We start from the raw sequence: 17,184 nt of genomic DNA, 5'->3' as shown, positions 1-17,184 counted from the left end.
TACTGAATGATGCCCTAGAAAAACTGAGAGAGTCAGCGTGTTCAGCACGCCTTCCCTAAGTAAGGTCAGCGAAGCGTTTTAAAACACTAGCTTTGCGGTGTCGCTAGCTCACCGCGTTTATCTAAACGATAAAAGCTCCAGGCCAATGTCACACCGCGAGCGAGTAAAAAGGCAAGGAGAGCATACCAAAGGCTGACGTTACCCTGATCTTGCGTGAGATACCAAACGGGGAAATACACCCCTAACGCACTTATTATCATGGTATTTCTCATTGCGCTGGCTCGGGTAAGACCAACAAATACGCCATCGTACAAAAAACACCAATGCGCTAATAGAGGAAGTAATACCATTAGACCAAGATAAGGTAGCGCAGCTTTTACAATGTTACTATGTTCGGTAAGCAGCGCGATAATGGCCTCACCGCCAGCGAAAAATATCAAGCTATAAATAAGGGCAAAAATACTCGACCAGACTAAGCCTTGGTAGGTGCGTCGTTTCACTTCGCTGCTGTCAGACGCCCCCTTGGCTTCACCCACCAGCGCTTCCACACCATAGGCTATGCCATCAAGTCCCAATGCAATAAGAACAAAGAACTGCATGAGTATGGCATTGACGGCCGCCGACGTTTCGCCGTAACGGGCACCTTGAATGGTGAGAAACGCTAAGCAGCCCTGTAATGCTAAGTTACGCAATAGCATGTCACCATTAAGCTTCATCAGTACCTTCCGAGCTGCACGGTTAAACCACGATGCACTCACCGCGACACCGCCAACGCGCTTAAACGCCACCGCTAGCGCCATTATAGCCATGGTATACTCAGCGATAACACTGGCCAGCGCCACGCCTGCTACAGACAAACCAAGCCCGAACACAAATACTACATCGAGTCCCGCATTCAATAAATTTCCCACAATTTGAATAGCCATGACGCTACGCGTTTTTTGCTGCCCTACTAACCATCCAACTAATGCCAGATTAAGCATGGCAGCTGGTGCGCCCCATACCCGCGTCGAAAAGTAGTCTTGAAGATGCAGGGCAACTTCACTGTTTGGCTGAGTTAAAGCTAAGCCTATAGACAAGATAGGAGATTGAAGAGCAAGTACCACTGCCCCCAGCACTAGAGCAACCGCCACCGTTTGCCACAGCACTTTTGCTGACTCTAATGTATTGTTCGGTGAGCCTTTAGCTTGTGCACTCAAGCCTGTTGATGACATGCGAAGAAACCCGCACACCCAGTATATTTGCGTTAAGATAAGTGCGCCCACCGAAGCCCCTGCAAGCATGGCTGGTAAAGACATGTGTCCCAAAACCGCGGTATCCACCAAACCTAATAGAGGCGTAGTAATATTCGCTAAGATCATGGGAAGCGCTAACGCCAACAGACGGGAATGGTCGTCAAAAAAGGAGCGCTGAGTTAGTTGGGCAGGGGACATAAATGATCTCAGTAGGGGTTAATTTCGCTATATACTATCAACCTATGCAGCGGCATAAGTGAAATGCGTACCAGCTTGACCATGTATAAGATTGGCCAAGTCGCATTATTTGGAGTTTACCATGCTATTGAATTTGATTAGGCACTCAGTGGATGATGATATGAAAACCAACAATGTAATTCAAAATAGAACGACGAGTCGTACGCGTTTGAAGATCTTATCTTCAATGCTTGCGGGAATTTTCAATGTTTTGTTGGTATCACCTAGCATTGCTTCAGGCTCAGATGCAAACCCTGTTGCTGATGCGATTTCCACTACAAAGGAACAAAGTGGTAGTAACATCGACTCTAGTCTTAGCACCACGCCTAACGCCGCCATTTTGCTTTATCACCATGTGTCGTCTTCAACACCAGCCAGTACCAGTATTTCGCCTGAAGCCTTTAAATCGCACATGGAATACTTGGACGCACACCACACTGTTGTTTCGCTTCAGGACGTTGTTTCTGCGATACAACACAACACTACACTGCCAGAAAATGCGGTTGCGATTACGTTTGACGATGGCTACGCAAACATTTTAGACAATGCTCACCCAATACTGGCTGACCTAGGTTTTCCCTATACCGTGTTTATCAACCCTGATGAAATTGGCGTAGGTCCTAAGCAGCTAACATGGGAGCAAGTTATTGCTATGCATAACGATGGCGTTGTTTTTGCCAACCACACGCTAGACCACCTTCATATGCTAAACGGTGAGCAAGCAATGGGCGAGCGCGCATGGCTGGAGAAAGTTTGGCAGAACGTAGAAAGTGCTGAAAAGAAGATTGAAGATAAACTGGATATTAGCCTTAAATATTTAGCGTACCCGTTTGGTGAATACAACACGGCGCTCGCTAATAAGCTCAAAGCTGAAGGTTACATTGGATTCGGGCAGCATTCCGGGGCTGTGGGCCCATCTAGCGACATGCAGGCACTACCTCGCTTCCCCGCGGCCGGTCCTTACGCCAATTTGGCAACGCTAAAGACCAAGCTTAATAGTCTTGCCATGCCAGTGACGCAAAGTTCACATAAAGACCCTCGTATGACAGCGCGAAACCTGTCATCGCCCATTAGTTTAACGATAGACAGTGACGATGTTCGCCTTACACAAGTAAATTGTTTTTTCGGCGGCGACCCTATCGAGACTAGCCGAGAAGAAAATGTGCTTACGTTTACCCTTGATGAAACACTTCCGGTAGGACGTTCACGTGTGAATTGTACAGCACCGTCTAATGCGCAATCAGGGCGTTATTATTGGTACTCTACGCCCTTCTTTGTGGCAGATGAGAACGGCAATTACCCAGACTAGGGCATGTCGGACAGGCCATGAAGAAAATTGGGCCCTAGCCCGTATTGGTTGGCGTCACACCTACATAAGAAAACGTTTAACTAAATAGACCGAGCAAAGCGGATAAAGCCTTTATTAATAGACTCTTCTACAAAGTCATGGCGTTGATAAAAACGGATAGCCGACACATTTGATACTTCAACATCAAGCACAAGCTTACGTTTTTTGAGCTTTTTCGCGCGCACCTGCATCGCATCTACCAGCATGGAGCCAACTCCAGTTCGTCGGGCGCTCTCTTCAACCGAAAGGTGACCAATCATAAGCTCTGTATTGGTCGGGGGCGTGAGGTTTACCGCTACCGTTTGGTTACGCATGAGCACTGTCATCGCCTCGTCAAGGGTAAAGTATGACGTAATGCTATCAAGGGTAGCCCTATCGAACGCAGCACCCAGTTTGCTATGCCAAGCAGTTACCACACCTAACACTTCTTCACCGCTACACGCCACCCAGTGATTCTTAAAGCCATATTGGCCGCCACCGAGTTCCCATGCATGAGAGAGGTAACCCTCGGCCGTTTTATTTTTATTATGTCCAAAAATAGACGTTAATAATGACTGCGCCGCATTCAATATGAGCGGCGTAGTTTGCGCAGCATCAGATGCCGCACCTTGCCTAATTTCTATTTTCATATTACTGCTTCGAGATAATTATCGGCATATCTGCCAATATTTGCTGAGAATCACTTATCGATAGCTTTCCTGGCTCTCTTTTTGGTTTGAATCTTCCTATCACCCTAGCTTCAGGGTCGACAAGTACGACAGATGCACTGTGATCAACTAAATAGTTGGGGTTATCGGTACTTTCAGCAATGGCATACATCATTCCTAAATTACGTACAAATGGGAATAGTGCCTTGTGCTCTCCGGTAACGGCAATGAACTCCTTATTAAAGTAGCTCACATACTCTGAAAGTCTTTCAATTGAATCGCGATTTGGATCAACGGATACAAAAACAATACGAATAGGTTCGACACTATTTAGTGCTTTTAGTTCAGTATATATACCGTTCAGTTCAGCCATGGTAGTTGGGCAAATATCGGGGCAGAAGGTATAGCCCACAAACACTAAGCTCCACTGCCCTTCAAGCGACGAATTATCAAACACTTCACCTTCATGAGATGTAAGTGAAAACGGTGATAATGCTCTCGGCTCTGGGTAAGTCTGAAAGTATTCAGGCTGACTTTTAACATTTGGGGGCGCAATATACAGCGCCCCTACGATGCCTGCACATAGCGCTAAAAATGCAACAAGGCCGACGGTAGTTCGTTGATTCATAAACTCAGTGGTATGTAGTGATCTAAGAGTAATACAACAAACAATACCATGAGATGAATAATTGAAAACCTAAAAGTTTTCATTGCAGTTTGTGGCTCTGCATCGAATTTTAACTTTAATGCATAGTATAGAAACCCAATGTTAAGCACACTTGAGCCAATCAAATAAATGAGATCGCTCATGCCTGTCAGATAGGGCAGCAAACATACAAGCCCCAACAATACTGTATACAGCAACACTGACGTTTTCGTAAATGATACACCGTGGGTTACTGGCAGCATGGGCACCTTCGCTTTGGCGTAATCTTTTTCTCTATGAATAGCGAGCGCCCAAAAATGCGGCGGCGTCCAGGTAAAGATAATCAGCACTAACAGCAAGGCATGGGCATGTATTTCCCCGGTAACCGCGGTCCAACCTAGAAGCGGTGGAGCAGCCCCTGCTAAACCGCCAATCACGATATTTTGCGGTGTCGCTCGCTTTAAATACATCGTGTAGATAAACGCGTAGCCTACTAAACTTGCCAAGGTTAACCACGCGGTTAGCATATTCACAAAAAGAGCCAACACCACAAATCCAACCACACCTAAAACGCCTGCAAACCACAGCGCGTTGTTTACGCTAACCTTGCCTTTTGCGACGGGGCGATTAAATGTACGCGCCATCACACTATCTATCTTATGGTCGACAACGTGATTAATAACGGCAGCAGACGCAGACAACATACCAATACCCAATAAGCCACAGATAAGTACGGTTGCGTTTACCCACGTAGGCGTAGCTAAACACATGCCTACTAACGCGGTTAATAGCAACAACATGACGACATTAGGCTTAGTCATTTCATAGTAATCTCGCCACGTGACTACATTATGCTGACGTGAAGTACGCGCATGTAAAGAAACCGATTTAGCCATGGAAACCTCCTGGAGCTTTAGGGAGAATATGAGAAGACGTAGACGCGCTTAAAGGGTCGTGCAAAGGCGCTTCGTGGATGCTAAATGCACCTGCCCCCTGCAGTGATTTCGAACTTGAGAACGAGCCTGTATTACGTTTTTCTGTACCGAAAACGTTATCGTTTTCTAGTACCAGAAATACGGTAAAAATGAGGTTGAGCAGGGAAAGAAGTAACACAGCTGCTACCGCGTTATGCATTACAGCAACAGCCAGTGGCAGCATAAAGATTATATTGCTAAGCCCTAATGCTACTTGCGTGCACAATGCTACCAACATAAACGCTCCCACATACTTCTGTTTACTTGTAGTGTGGCGGCTTACCAACACACTTACACCTAGTGCTAGTAAGTATAAAAACGTGATGACCGCGCCAAGCCGATGGACAATATGCATGGTAACGCGTTCGCCGTAATCGTGAGCACCAAACTCATAGTTGTCTGCATCAGGCACACTGAATGCACCCGCCATATCAATTCTTTCCTGCCAACCGCTTTCACAGACCGGCATTTCCGTACAGGCTAACGCGGCATAATTGGCAGAAGTCCATCCACCAAGAGCAATCTGTGTAACAAGCACGCCAAGCCCAATGAAGGCGAAAAGTTTAAGGTTTCGCTGAAAGACCTTGGCTTGAGGTAAGTCGGTAATACCCTGATCATGCATAGCTGACGCTATGGGCGCTTGTTTAGTTTTCGATGCATCGCCTGCAGTGTTGCGCAAGCGGAGGTAGAGAATAAATAGGCAAGAGAGTACAGAGAAGCCCCCCAGCAAATGCCCCATAACTACGATGGGAAGCAGATTGAGCGTCACGGTCCACATACCAAGTGCTGCCTGGAAGATAACGAGTCCCAGCAGTAACAGAGGTAGTTTAACGGGCGTGCCTTTGTCGCGCTGCCGAATAGCAATAATGGCAATAGCCAGTACACACAGCCCCAGCGTTCCAGCAAAATAGCGGTGAATCATTTCATTCCACGCTTTAAATGCCTCAACTGGACGTTCGGGAAAAGCCGCGTTGGCTTGTGCCACTTTTTCCTCACTCAAAGGCACGGTTAAATTACCGTAGCATCCAGGCCAGTCGGGGCATCCTAGCCCAGCATCGGTCAAACGGGTATAAGCACCTAAAATAATAACCACTGCCGCCAAAAAAATACTGAATAGGGTTAATTTTTTCATGGCCATTATCCTATACGCGATAATTTAAGAAGCTTTCTCATATCTGCCAGCATGTTGCGGCTTTCCATCACGGCGTCTTTTCTATCGTCTTTAATGTCGTAAAAGAGCATGGCGTTATTTTGCGTATCAACAATATAAACACTGCTAGAGGCAAGCGCCGTTGGTGTAGTAACGGGTAAGGTTTCAACAAAAGGGTAGTCTTCTAGCGCGGCTATCGCAGTTTGGTCGCTTGAAGCTGTAGTAACGACCACTGCTTGAGCACGGTCCGATTCTTTACCTAACGCAAGCCACACTTGGTTAATGCTAAAAAGTGCGTTCTCGCACACTGCGTCACATTCACTTGGCATCACATATAATAAACGCCATTTAGGTTCCGCGTTTTCTAAAAGCGCACTCATGTCGATGGTCGGCGCGAGCAGCTGACCTTTATTAGTCGCGCCTTTAGTAAACCAATCGTTATCAAGTGCGAGCTTTGCCAAGACAACAGGCAAAACAAACACGGCTACCATAATAATTAATGTTTTTTTCGAAGCAGCATTACTCATAACTACGTCCTTTCTTACTAATTGCAAAGCCGCCAATGGCTGCAGCGGCAATGGCTAAACCAAACCATTGAACTGCATAGCCAAGGTGCTTTTCAGGAGACATTACGACGGCCTGATGTTCACGAATAAACGCAGGGTCAGGCGTGGTAAGGTGAAGAATAAAGGGTAAAAGTTTGCGCTCTAAGGCGTTGCTTAGTGCAGGGAATTCTATATGTTGTACCAGCGCGGGGCTTTGCGACAAAGCCATGTTGGTTTCTTTCACTAAGGGGTTGTTACCCGGCACGCTAAGCACGCCGATTAATTCACGCGTTTGGCTTGTAAAACTTATATCCGGTAGCGTGCGCGTTAAGTCTGGCGCAGGCACCCAGCCAAAGTTAACCAATAGCCACCCGACATTGGTATTTACCGGTACGATGACATCGAAACCCACCCGCTGATTGTGAATCTGATTATCTAAAAGCAACACATGGTTAGCGTCTATTGCGCCGCTGAACGATACGGTAATATCCCGAGGATCATCATGAGATAACGCCTCTTCTAAACTCAAGGTTCCATTACTTTGCTTTTGCGCTATGCTAGCTAAGCGTTGTTGCTTTTGGACCATGCGATCAAGTTGCCAGTACCCTAAACCGCACATAATCGCCACACTAAAGCCCGTGAGTAACCAAGGAATAACGTGGCGAGTGCGAGAAAACATGATTATTTCGCACCATGCAAAATTAGAATAAAAACAGAGGTGAATATGTTGATAAAAATAGTCCTTGTTGCGTTGGTGCTGTACATGATTGTGAATTTGTTCATGGCGATGCGAATCATGATGAAAAATGACACGTCTAAGGGCCCTATGAGTAAGTACATTGGTCGACGAGTGCTCACTTCTGCCGTCATTGTTATTATTATTCTTATCGCTATTGGTACCGGTTTAATTACCCCAAACCCAAGGCCTTACTGAGTTTGGGGCTCCCTTTTAAAGTACGTAAACAAAGATGTAGAGCATGACCCACACTACATCTACAAAGTGCCAGTACCAGCTCCCCGCCTGAAACGCGAAGTGGTTTTCAGGCGTGAAATGGCCTTTCAAGACCCTAAAAAACAATACAATTAGAATGATGGTGCCGAGGGTCACATGCATGCCGTGAAACCCTGTGAGCATAAAGAAGGTGTTGCCGTAAATGCCTGACTGAAGCGTAAGCCCCAAGTCGCGATACGCATGTATGTACTCTTCTACCTGTAAGAACAAGAACCCACATCCAAGTAAGATAGTGATACCCAGCATTAGGGTTAGCTGTTTGCGTTTGTTTTGCTCTAGTCCCACATGAGCGAAGTGAAGTGTAATAGATGAGATAAGCAAAATAACCGTGTTGATAGTGGGCAAACCCGCAGCACTCATTTCCTGTGTGGTAGTGCCGCCTGGCGTTGACACCAGCGGCCACATGGCCTCAAAGGTCGGCCATAAGACTTCATTGGTCATAGCGTTATTCGATGCGCCACCAAGCCACGGAACGGAAATAAATCTCGCGTAGTAAAGAGCACCAAAAAACGCAGCGAAAAACATCACTTCTGAAAATATAAACCAGCTCATACCTTGTCGATATGAGCGCCCCAGCTGGTCGCTATAAAGCCCGGCCATAGATTCGTCAATTTGATTTTTAAACCAGCCAACAAGCATAACCAACAACACGGCTATTCCCGCTAGAAGAATATGACCGCCATAGCCGGTTTCGCCTTTAGTTGCCTGCACCACATAATTTCCTGCGCCAACGGCGATAAGAAATAGAGCAACGGCCCCTACAATGGGCCATGGACTTTGTGCGGGTACATAATATTTTTGGTATTCGTGATTCTGTACTTCGGTTTGCATTTTCATCTCCTTATCCCTTCGGCTTATTCGCCAGCTGATGGTGTGGAAGCCATAAAGGGATTCGGTGTTGTTGTTAGGTCACTGGCTCGCGCTGTGACGTCATAGAGTGTGTACTGCAAGGTAAAAAACGTGATTTCTTCAGGTAACTGAGGGTCTACATAAAACTGCATGGGCATATAGGCTTCACTACCCGCTTCTAATGGCTGCTGATTGAAGCAGAAGCATTCAGTCTTGTTCAGGTAGAGTGCTGCCGTTCCGGGGGATACAGAGGGAATGGCCTGAGCTACGATATTGCTTGATGCAGGGTTTCTCACATAAAACGACACCGTGTTAAGTTCGCCAGGGTGTACTTTCACGCGCTTAGTTTCAGCACGAAACTCCCAGGGCATACCGGTATTTGTGCGAGTAATAAACTCGACGGTCACTTCTCGCGACTCATCAATCTCAACCGATTGATAAACCGCGGCCGTGCCTTCGGTTTTTCCGTTAATTCCTGTAACGTCGCAAAATACGTCGTACAAGGGAACAAGGGCAAAGCCGAAGCCAAACATGCCAATGACAATAGCAACAAGTTTGATAACCATCTTGTTATTTGCACTTTGCTGTGACATCACGTGACCTCCGGGTAAATCTAAAGGTGAAGGTTGATAAACGCTTGTTTAACCGCTTATCTCCCTCACCACCTGCAATGTGTGAATGTCATTCCCGTCAGCTTTTGCCGATTGAAAGGAATGACCAATTCACAACTCCACCTACCGTTACTTAACGACAGGTGGTGTTTCAAACGTGTGATAAGGAGCGGGTGATGGAATTTCCCATTCCAATCCTTCTGCGCCGTCCCAAACTTGCGCCGATACCGGCTCACCTTGCTTTTTGCACGCTTTTATAAGCAGAGCAAGAAAAATGAGCTGAGATAAACCGAATGCGAAACCACCCAAGCTTATCCATTTGTTAAAATCAGCGAACTGTAATGCGTAGTCAGGAATACGACGCGGCATTCCAGCCAAACCAACAAAGTGCATAGGGAAGAACAGCACATTGACCGATACCAGTGAGCACCAGAAATGCCATTTAGCTAAGGTTGTGTCGTACATTTTGCCTGTCCATTTAGGCAACCAGTAATACACGGCTGCCATGATAGAAAAGACCGCGCCAGTTACCAGTACATAGTGGAAATGGGCTACGACGAAATATGTATCGTGATATTGGAAGTCTACAGGGGTGATCGCCAACATTAATCCTGACAACCCACCAATGGTAAACAGTACAATAAAGGCAATAGCAAACATCATAGGCATTTCAAAACTTAGAGAACCACGCCACATGGTCGCTACCCAGTTAAACACTTTTACCCCAGTTGGCACCGAGATAAGCATGGTGGCAAACATGAAAAACATTTCCATGTACACCGGCATGCCCGTAGTAAACATATGGTGGGCCCACACGACAAAAGAGAGCAGGGCAATAGACGCCGTGGCGTACACCATAGACGCGTAACCAAACAGCTGCTTTCTAGAAAAGGTAGGAACAATTTGCGAGATAATGCCAAAAGCGGGCAAGATCATTATGTAAACTTCAGGGTGCCCGAAGAACCAGAAAATATGCTGGAACATAACCGGGTCGCCGCCACCAGCAGCATCAAAAAAGCTGGTGCCAAAGAACTTATCCGTTAACACCATGGTAACCGCACCGGCGAGCACTGGCATTACCGCAATCAGCAAGAACGCTGTGATAAGCCACGTCCATACAAACAGCGGCATTTTCATCCAGGTCATGCCTGGCGCACGCATATTAAAGATGGTCACAATCACGTTAATCGCACCCATAATGGATGAAATACCCATGATGTGAACAGAGAACACAAACAATGCTGTCGAATCGCCACTGTAAGTCGTTGAAAGGGGTGCGTAGAAAGTCCAACCAAAAGCAGGGCCGCCACCTTCCATAAAGAGCGAACTCAGTAGAATGAGAAAGGCACCAGGTAAAATCCAGAAGCTCCAGTTATTCATGCGCGGTAACGCCATGTCAGGGGCGCCAATCATCATTGGAATAAGCCAGTTTGCGAGCCCAGTAAAGGCAGGCATTACTGCACCAAATACCATGATAAGTCCGTGTACCGTGGTCATTTGGTTAAAGAAGTTTGGTTCTACAATTTGCAGACCAGGTTGGAATAGTTCAGCGCGGATCACCATGGCCATCGCACCACCAACTAAAAACATGATAAAGGCAAACCACAGGTAAAGTGTGCCTATGTCTTTATGGTTAGTAGTAAACAACCAGCGCGTTATCCCTTTAGGAATATGGTCGTGGTGTTCATGATCATCATGTAGGTGATCGCCACGTGCGTGACCGCTATGAGGCGCAGAGGTATCAGGCGAAATAACTTCAGTTGCTTTGCTCATTTTTCTGCTCCTAGTTTCCGTTTGCCACTGCATTGACGTCTTTGGCCTGCACCATGTCGCCAGTGTTATTGCCCCAGGCATTGCGCTCATAAGTCACTACCGCTGCAATTTCTTTAAGGCTTAGCATTTTGCTAAACGCCTGCATAGCCGTACCCGACTTACCGTGAAGTACAATATCAATGTGACCTTGCTGATCTTCTAACGCCATTTTGCTGCCCTTTAATGCTGGGAACACGCCAGGTAAACCTTCACCATTTGGCATATGGCAAGCTGCGCAGGTGGTGTTGTAAACACGCTCGCCAACTTTCATTAACTCATCCATCGACATGTTCATAGAAAGTAGGCGTTGCTCTTCTTCTTTCGCTTTGCGAACAATTTCTTCTTGTTCGCCCATCCATTTATCAAATTCCGCAGGCTCTTTAGCAATCACCACAACCGGCATATAGCCGTGGTCTTTTCCACAAAGCTCTGCGCACTGTCCGCGATAAATACCAGGCTCATTCACCTTGGCCCAAGACTCGTTAATAAAACCGGGGTTGGCATCTTTTTTCACAGCAAAATCAGGAACCCACCAAGAGTGGATCACGTCGTCTGAAGTAATAAGAAAGCGTACTTTTTTTCCAGTAGGAATAACCAATGGGCGGTCAACTTCCAGCAGGTAGTTATCTGTTTTCTGAAATTTGTTTTCTATTTGCTCGCGCTGAGTGGCGAGTAAAGAATAAAACTCTACGTCGCTATCCATGTACTTGTAATGCCATTTCCATTGAGAGCCTGTTACTAACACCGTCATGTCAGGCTCAGACGTGTCTTCCATAGCAATTAGGGTATTCGCTGCGGGTACCGCCATGAAAATAAGAATAAGGAAAGGAATAACGGTCCAAGCAATTTCAACCTTCACGTTCTCATGAAAATTTGCTGGCTTCGCGCCACGGGACTTTCTGTGCAGATACATCGAGGCAAACATAACCCCAAACACTACAACAGCAATGCCAACGCATATAAAAAACATCAGCATGTGGAGGTCGTAAACCTGACCACTGATGTCGGTGGCACCGCGTCTTAAATTAAGTGAAGAAGCCTCTTCACTGACTTCTTGGGCAAGAAGCAAAGGAGAAAAAAGCAAAAACGGTATTGTTGAACACCATTTTGCGAAAACGGTCGTTAGTTGTTTCACTCAGCACCTCCGTAATAGCAAGACCAAAAACGCTGATTATTTTGCGCGATGCCCTACCAAATGGTTTGCGAACGATTGACCCATCACCTCAACTTGTAAAACAAATTTAGAGTCATTGTTATTATTTTGTTAATCTCTGTCTAAGAATTGCGCAATAATGCCGTGCCGTCTAGTCTTTTCTGTTAAAAATTTAACGAAGCGTTCAATTTTTAATCATTTGCCGTGGCAGCCTTACGTTACATATTGGATGGAAAAAGAAATGAGCATGTACTAAGCGAGGATGAAATCAAACGCACATTTTGAACAACCCAAAGGTTCTATGAGCAATCATTTGACCATAAAATCAACAACTAATAGGTTGTAAATATTTATTTTCAAACAGACTTTAAAATAATGAATGCATATTCAGTAGTTCATTCACGGGCAAAATACGCTTAATACGTTTTCTGACAGTTTTGGTTGGGTTCATTTTTTAAAAGCGTGCTTGTACACCCTAACTCCAGAAAACTGGTAGAAATAAAGCAATAAAAGGCATAAAAAAAGCGGCTAGTGCGCCGCTTTTCGTTGAAGGTGTTAAAACCTTACATCCAGTCCGCGTTTCTTATAACGCCTACTGCGATCCCCTCAATAGCAAAAGGTTCGTTGGCTAGGTCTACTCGAATAGGTGCAAATTCTTCGTTTTCGGCATGAAGTAATACTTCACGACCACGTTTCTCTAAACGCTTTACCGTAACGTCTTCGTCTACACGTGCCACAACGACTTGGCCATTGTGAACATCGGTGGTGCGATGCACAGCAAGGAGGTCACCATCTAGAATACCTATGTCTTTCATACTCATGCCGTTAACACGCAGTAAAAAGTCTGCTTGAGGTTGAAACAGTGCAGGGTCTACCTTGTAGTGTGATTCTACATGCTCTTGCGCCAAAATTGGCTCACCCGCCGCCACACGTCCAATGAGAGGTAGGCCTTCTTCTTCAGGTACGTCATTTTCGAGGGGAATATTGAGTTTGATACCCCGAGAGGTACCCGGCAGAATTTCTATCACGCCTTTACGCGCCAAGGCTTTCAAATGTTCTTCTGCAGCGTTGGCAGAACGAAAACCAAGTTGACGAGCGATTTCCGCACGCGTGGGCGGCATCCCCGTTTCTTGCATGGTGGTTTTGATAAGTTCTAAAACTTCTGTTTGTCGAGCTGTGAGTGGGCGCATAAAAGACCTGTCTGTTCATACAGTTCCTGTAAGTATATACACCTAAAACTAAATAACAAGCACTTGCCGCGTCTTTTGCCATAAGCAATAGATAGCGACAAGTGTCTTACCTTTATTTCACAAGAAGGGCCATGTTCGGATTACCTATTTGAAGCTCTACTTCACCGGCATTGTTCTCTCGGGTATGCATACCATCGACATGATTAATGCCAATGGAAGGGCTACGCCAAATAACATGTCCTTTGTTATCTATTTCAGTGACTCGGTAAGCAACGTTGTCATAATAACCATACGATGAGTCATATTCTTCAGCTTGGTAAATGCCAAGTATTGATTGATTAGACGATGTCGTCGGAATAACGGCTATATTTTGAAGATTGAATGTAGGCGTTATGGCGTCCTTAAGTACCAAGGCGTCATTTGTTACGTCATAAATATTTATTCTATTGTAGTTTCTATCTAAGCATGCGAACTCAGAGGCGTCGTCGCCATCGGCATTAATTCTTATCAATTGACTACAAGAAACATCTAGTTCATTAAGTCCGACAAACTCGCCATCTCGCATTGTATAGAGCTTTAATGATTCATAGCCACTAACAGCAAAGAAGTGTTCACCATTATTGGTGAGCTCAGCGACAGCATCAATTGAAAACTCGTTGATGACAGAATCGATGAGGACTTGGTTTTCAATATCGAATGCTTTGAGTCGATTGTTTTCGACAATGACCGCATCAACAAAATTATCGTCATTAACGTCTACAGCTTCGATGAGTGAGACTTGGCTGTTTTGATTTTGGCTCAGCGACCACTGAATTGAGTTATCTGACAACTTAACTACGTTGAATGATGTATTGCTATTCAAAGCTCCTGTGAATAATTCACCCACGCCATCATTGTTATAGTCAGTAACAACGGGGCTGCTGTAGTCAAAAACATCGTCGCCGAGTTCGTCGCTAATGGTAACCTCATTATCCTTGTTAACTGACAGCACTTGAATTGATGTGTAGTAGTTAGTTGTCTCACTAACAAAGACAGCTCTTTCATCATTATCACCAAAAGGGGCCCAGCCGGCAGCAAAGTAATTAGAAGATTGTGCTTCAGTTCGTATATCTGATAAGACGTAGTCGCCCTCAGCATCTTGCTGTGCAACCTGAATTTCGCTGTCGCCGGTCCAGATAATTTCGTTTCGGCTATCGTTATTCAGGTCGCCGATTAAAAGCGACATACCGCTATACGTATCATGAATAACGCTCCATTGTTCCGAAATTTGACCACCTTCAAGCGTGAAAGCTTTCACCTCTCCCCACTGGCACTCAGAAATTACAAGCATTCCCTCATTTGAATGGTTATCTTTGCTATAGCTCAAATCGCAGATATCGTTATGCTCAGCTGTCGCCAAGTTACTTTTCGATACCGCTGAGTAGACTGAAATATTCTCCCAACGGTCGGCACCAATGATTTCATCGACACCGTCGTTATTCATGTCACCGACCGCGACGTAAGCGTCGCTAAACCCATTGCCAAAAAGCCATTGATTTGTGCCGCTATTAATATCGAAGACGTAACCATTGTTAGTCACCAACTCGATAGACGCGTCGTCATCTACATTACCAAAAGAAAGGGTTGATACACCATCGACATCGAACTGCTGTAACTTCTCACCAGTTGTTACATTATGAATGGAGATAGAAGTCGCATCGTAATAATGATCGCCGTGGAGGTATGCAATTTCTTCAATACCGTCGCTATCAATATCGTAGAACCATCCTGACGTAATTTTATCCTCTGCTACAAATACAGTTTCCGCGTTGTCGTTACGATCTTTTATAACTGACAAGCCTTGTTCAGTAAGGATATAGATTTCATCATTGCTATCACCGTCAGCATCCTGTGTATAAACGCCTTTAATTTCTCCTCTTGTAGGCAACTTGTAAGGGTACACATAGGTATTTTCTAGTTTATTTCCGTTTAACGAGAAGGCGCCCACATTTCGATGATTGACCGATATGAGTTCATTCACACCATTGGTTGAGGCAATCGCAAAACCTCTATTGTAAATCGGTGTTATTGAAGTTGTGCGGGCAAACGCCGGTGCTTTATCTGCATAAGCAGTTATTTCGACGGTTTGCAGGCTCTCATCGCCATCCAGACTCGCAAAGCTAAAGATATATGTTTGCGCATTGAACAGTTGACTGTCGGGCACCTGCCACGTTAGTAAGCCGTTGTCGTTTAAGGTAACTCCTGTAGGTGCAGCGACAAGCTGGCCTGCAACATCACTATTAATTTGATCAGGGTCAGTCATGCTTACCGTGAACTCGACGTAACCACCAGCAGTAACCGATTCAGGCATATTGGAGACGACAAGTGTCATTGGAGAGTCACTGATAGTGATAAAAACGGGTTGAGATTCAACGATATTAACACCGTCGGACACTACCATAGTTACTTTCAGTTCATCGCCGAATACCGCGTTATAAGCAGGCAGTGTACTGCCGCTAACCCCCTCTATAACAACGTTATTAATGTACCAGCGGTAAGATACTGACAAGTCAGATTCAGGCGTATCAGAGTCGTAATAATACCCCTCATCAACGGTTATATCGTCAGACGTGTAAACAGGGTCATAAGCATAATAATAGGGTTCACCAGCAACGGGAGGCGCTGAAATAGTTTCTATATCGGATAGAACGATGTTCGCGGTATTGCTGCTTGCAAATGTCTCGATACTGCTGAAAAACACGCCAACATCATAGGTGTCATCCCCGTTCGTATCTTCACCATAGCGAACCGCACCTTGCATAATATCAATGCCTGCGGTTCTATTGCCTTTAACTACAAGAGAACCTTGGTAAGCATAAGGTAGTCCTCCTTCCTCAGAGAAGTAAGAGAAATCAAGCTTACCTTTTGAGCCAATATGCATTGTCCCCTCGAACTCAGAGGAATACCTCAACCCATTAAAGCCATCGAAAGCAGTTCCATTTATTTTATAGGCTTCACCGTTAAAGGTCGCGGCCATGTACTGAATGAGTTCTTCGTTGTAGTAACCCGTGCGTGGGTCGTAACTTATTTCAGCTTTCATTAACCCTTTTAGCGTTGCACGTTGACTCCCTCTCCCTATCGAAAGACTCGTAAAATAGGACGTTGCCTCAAAATTGTCGTCATCTGATTTCGTAATAGCCACAGAAAACTGACCATCGTGATACGCGTTTAGATAATAGTGTAGGCATTGATCATAATCGACAATTATAGTTCCGAGGCCTGTGCTTAAATCGAGTTTTCCAGAGTACTTGATTGAGCCACTATCTGAGCATTGTATAACGCCATCAATGTTGCCGTTAGCATCGACAAGTTCAGAAACTTCAAATATGTCAAGATAAGGTGAACTAGCGAGATCTTCACCAAAAAGCGCAATATATACATTTTGCACAGCGCTTATGTCAGCGATTGCAACGTTTGTTTCACCCGTATAGCTATTATCAGCATAACGCTTAGCTGCGGTGTCTAGCTGTGCTATCGAGTAGTCTAAGGGATTCGATAAAATTTCTAATGCAGTGGGCTCTGGGGGCGGTGCAGGTGTCGGGTTAGTCGGAGAGTCCGAGCCCCCTCCACCACCACAGGCTGTAAGAGCTAGAATAGAAAAAAGACCAGAGAAACCCAAGCGCGAAGTGTTCATACATCGTCCCTGATTTGTAAGGCATGGTGGCCTAACATCAGCCAAAAGTACGAAACACGCCTAATTTGTTTACAACAATAAAATATTTGGTTTTTTTATAAC

The 17,184-nt window shown here is 45.3% G+C and carries 15 protein-coding genes; 2 read left to right on the top strand and 13 right to left on the bottom strand.

Features of this window, described 5'->3' with window-relative positions; genetic code table 11:
• Positions 1-86: 86 nt before the first annotated feature.
• Entirely contained in the window at positions 87-1,433 is a 1,347-nt protein-coding gene (locus AC27KT_RS02635; protein ID WP_462555322.1) for an MATE family efflux transporter, read from the bottom strand.
• 121 nt (positions 1,434-1,554) lie between these two features.
• Between AC27KT_RS02635 and AC27KT_RS02630 the strand changes: the two genes are divergently transcribed.
• Positions 1,555-2,781, top strand: coding sequence for a polysaccharide deacetylase family protein (locus tag AC27KT_RS02630; RefSeq protein ID WP_487127142.1), 1,227 nt, complete (start codon positions 1,555-1,557; stop codon positions 2,779-2,781).
• Positions 2,782-2,861: 80 nt separating this feature from the next.
• Here the strand turns inward: AC27KT_RS02630 and AC27KT_RS02625 are convergent, their stop codons facing one another.
• Genes AC27KT_RS02625 through AC27KT_RS02600 form a run of 6 tightly spaced genes read right to left on the bottom strand, consistent with a single transcriptional unit; the run spans position 2,862 to position 7,461 of the window.
• The gene (locus AC27KT_RS02625; RefSeq protein WP_487127140.1) at positions 2,862-3,449 is read right to left on the bottom strand and encodes a GNAT family N-acetyltransferase; all 588 of its coding nucleotides are present in this window, start codon (positions 3,447-3,449) and stop codon (positions 2,862-2,864) included.
• Between the two features lies 1 nt (position 3,450).
• Positions 3,451-4,095 carry an SCO family protein gene (locus tag AC27KT_RS02620; RefSeq protein WP_487127138.1) on the bottom strand — a complete coding sequence of 215 codons (645 nt, stop codon included), beginning with the start codon at positions 4,093-4,095 and terminating at the stop codon, positions 3,451-3,453.
• Positions 4,092-5,009: a heme o synthase gene (cyoE, locus tag AC27KT_RS02615; RefSeq protein ID WP_370136155.1), complete on the bottom strand. Its 918-nt coding sequence runs from the start codon at positions 5,007-5,009 to the stop codon at positions 4,092-4,094. Before cyoE ends, AC27KT_RS02620 begins: the two co-directional genes overlap by 4 nt.
• The gene (locus AC27KT_RS02610) at positions 5,002-6,219 is read right to left on the bottom strand and encodes a COX15/CtaA family protein (protein ID WP_487127136.1); all 1,218 of its coding nucleotides are present in this window, start codon (positions 6,217-6,219) and stop codon (positions 5,002-5,004) included. Before AC27KT_RS02610 ends, cyoE begins: the two co-directional genes overlap by 8 nt.
• A 5-nt stretch (positions 6,220-6,224) precedes the next feature.
• Positions 6,225-6,764, bottom strand: coding sequence for a hypothetical protein (locus AC27KT_RS02605; protein ID WP_474810136.1), 540 nt, complete (start codon positions 6,762-6,764; stop codon positions 6,225-6,227).
• The gene (locus AC27KT_RS02600) at positions 6,757-7,461 is read right to left on the bottom strand and encodes an SURF1 family protein (RefSeq protein ID WP_061096216.1); all 705 of its coding nucleotides are present in this window, start codon (positions 7,459-7,461) and stop codon (positions 6,757-6,759) included. The genes AC27KT_RS02605 and AC27KT_RS02600 overlap by 8 nt, the downstream gene beginning before the upstream one ends.
• 45 nt (positions 7,462-7,506) lie before the next feature.
• On the opposite strand from AC27KT_RS02600, the gene AC27KT_RS02595 reads away from it, so the two are divergent.
• Positions 7,507-7,716, top strand: coding sequence for a DUF2909 domain-containing protein (locus tag AC27KT_RS02595; RefSeq protein WP_039221374.1), 210 nt, complete (start codon positions 7,507-7,509; stop codon positions 7,714-7,716).
• A 15-nt stretch (positions 7,717-7,731) separates the two neighbouring features.
• Here the strand turns inward: AC27KT_RS02595 and AC27KT_RS02590 are convergent, their stop codons facing one another.
• The 6 genes from AC27KT_RS02590 to AC27KT_RS02565 form a co-directional block, all read right to left on the bottom strand.
• Positions 7,732-8,625 (bottom strand): cytochrome c oxidase subunit 3, encoded by an 894-nt coding sequence (locus tag AC27KT_RS02590; protein ID WP_136782458.1) that lies wholly within the window; start codon positions 8,623-8,625, stop codon positions 7,732-7,734.
• A 23-nt stretch (positions 8,626-8,648) separates the two neighbouring features.
• Positions 8,649-9,236, bottom strand: a complete 588-nt coding sequence (locus tag AC27KT_RS02585) for a cytochrome c oxidase assembly protein (RefSeq protein WP_487127585.1) — start codon at positions 9,234-9,236, stop codon at positions 8,649-8,651.
• Positions 9,237-9,383: 147 nt separating this feature from the next.
• Positions 9,384-11,027, bottom strand: coding sequence for a cytochrome c oxidase subunit I (ctaD, locus tag AC27KT_RS02580; protein WP_487127133.1), 1,644 nt, complete (start codon positions 11,025-11,027; stop codon positions 9,384-9,386).
• 10 nt (positions 11,028-11,037) lie between these two features.
• The gene (gene coxB / locus AC27KT_RS02575) at positions 11,038-12,201 is read right to left on the bottom strand and encodes a cytochrome c oxidase subunit II (RefSeq protein WP_487127131.1); all 1,164 of its coding nucleotides are present in this window, start codon (positions 12,199-12,201) and stop codon (positions 11,038-11,040) included.
• A gap of 581 nt (positions 12,202-12,782) precedes the next feature.
• Complete coding sequence (lexA, locus tag AC27KT_RS02570) at positions 12,783-13,409, bottom strand: transcriptional repressor LexA (protein ID WP_039221362.1); 627 nt, start codon at positions 13,407-13,409, stop codon at positions 12,783-12,785.
• A gap of 112 nt (positions 13,410-13,521) precedes the next feature.
• Positions 13,522-17,082 (bottom strand): hypothetical protein, encoded by a 3,561-nt coding sequence (locus tag AC27KT_RS02565; protein ID WP_487127128.1) that lies wholly within the window; start codon positions 17,080-17,082, stop codon positions 13,522-13,524.
• Positions 17,083-17,184 lie beyond the last annotated feature (102 nt).

The sequence above is a fragment of the Alteromonas sp. 5NW40-0090 genome, from assembly GCF_057552975.1.
This window is presented reverse-complemented; position numbering and strand designations above follow the sequence as displayed.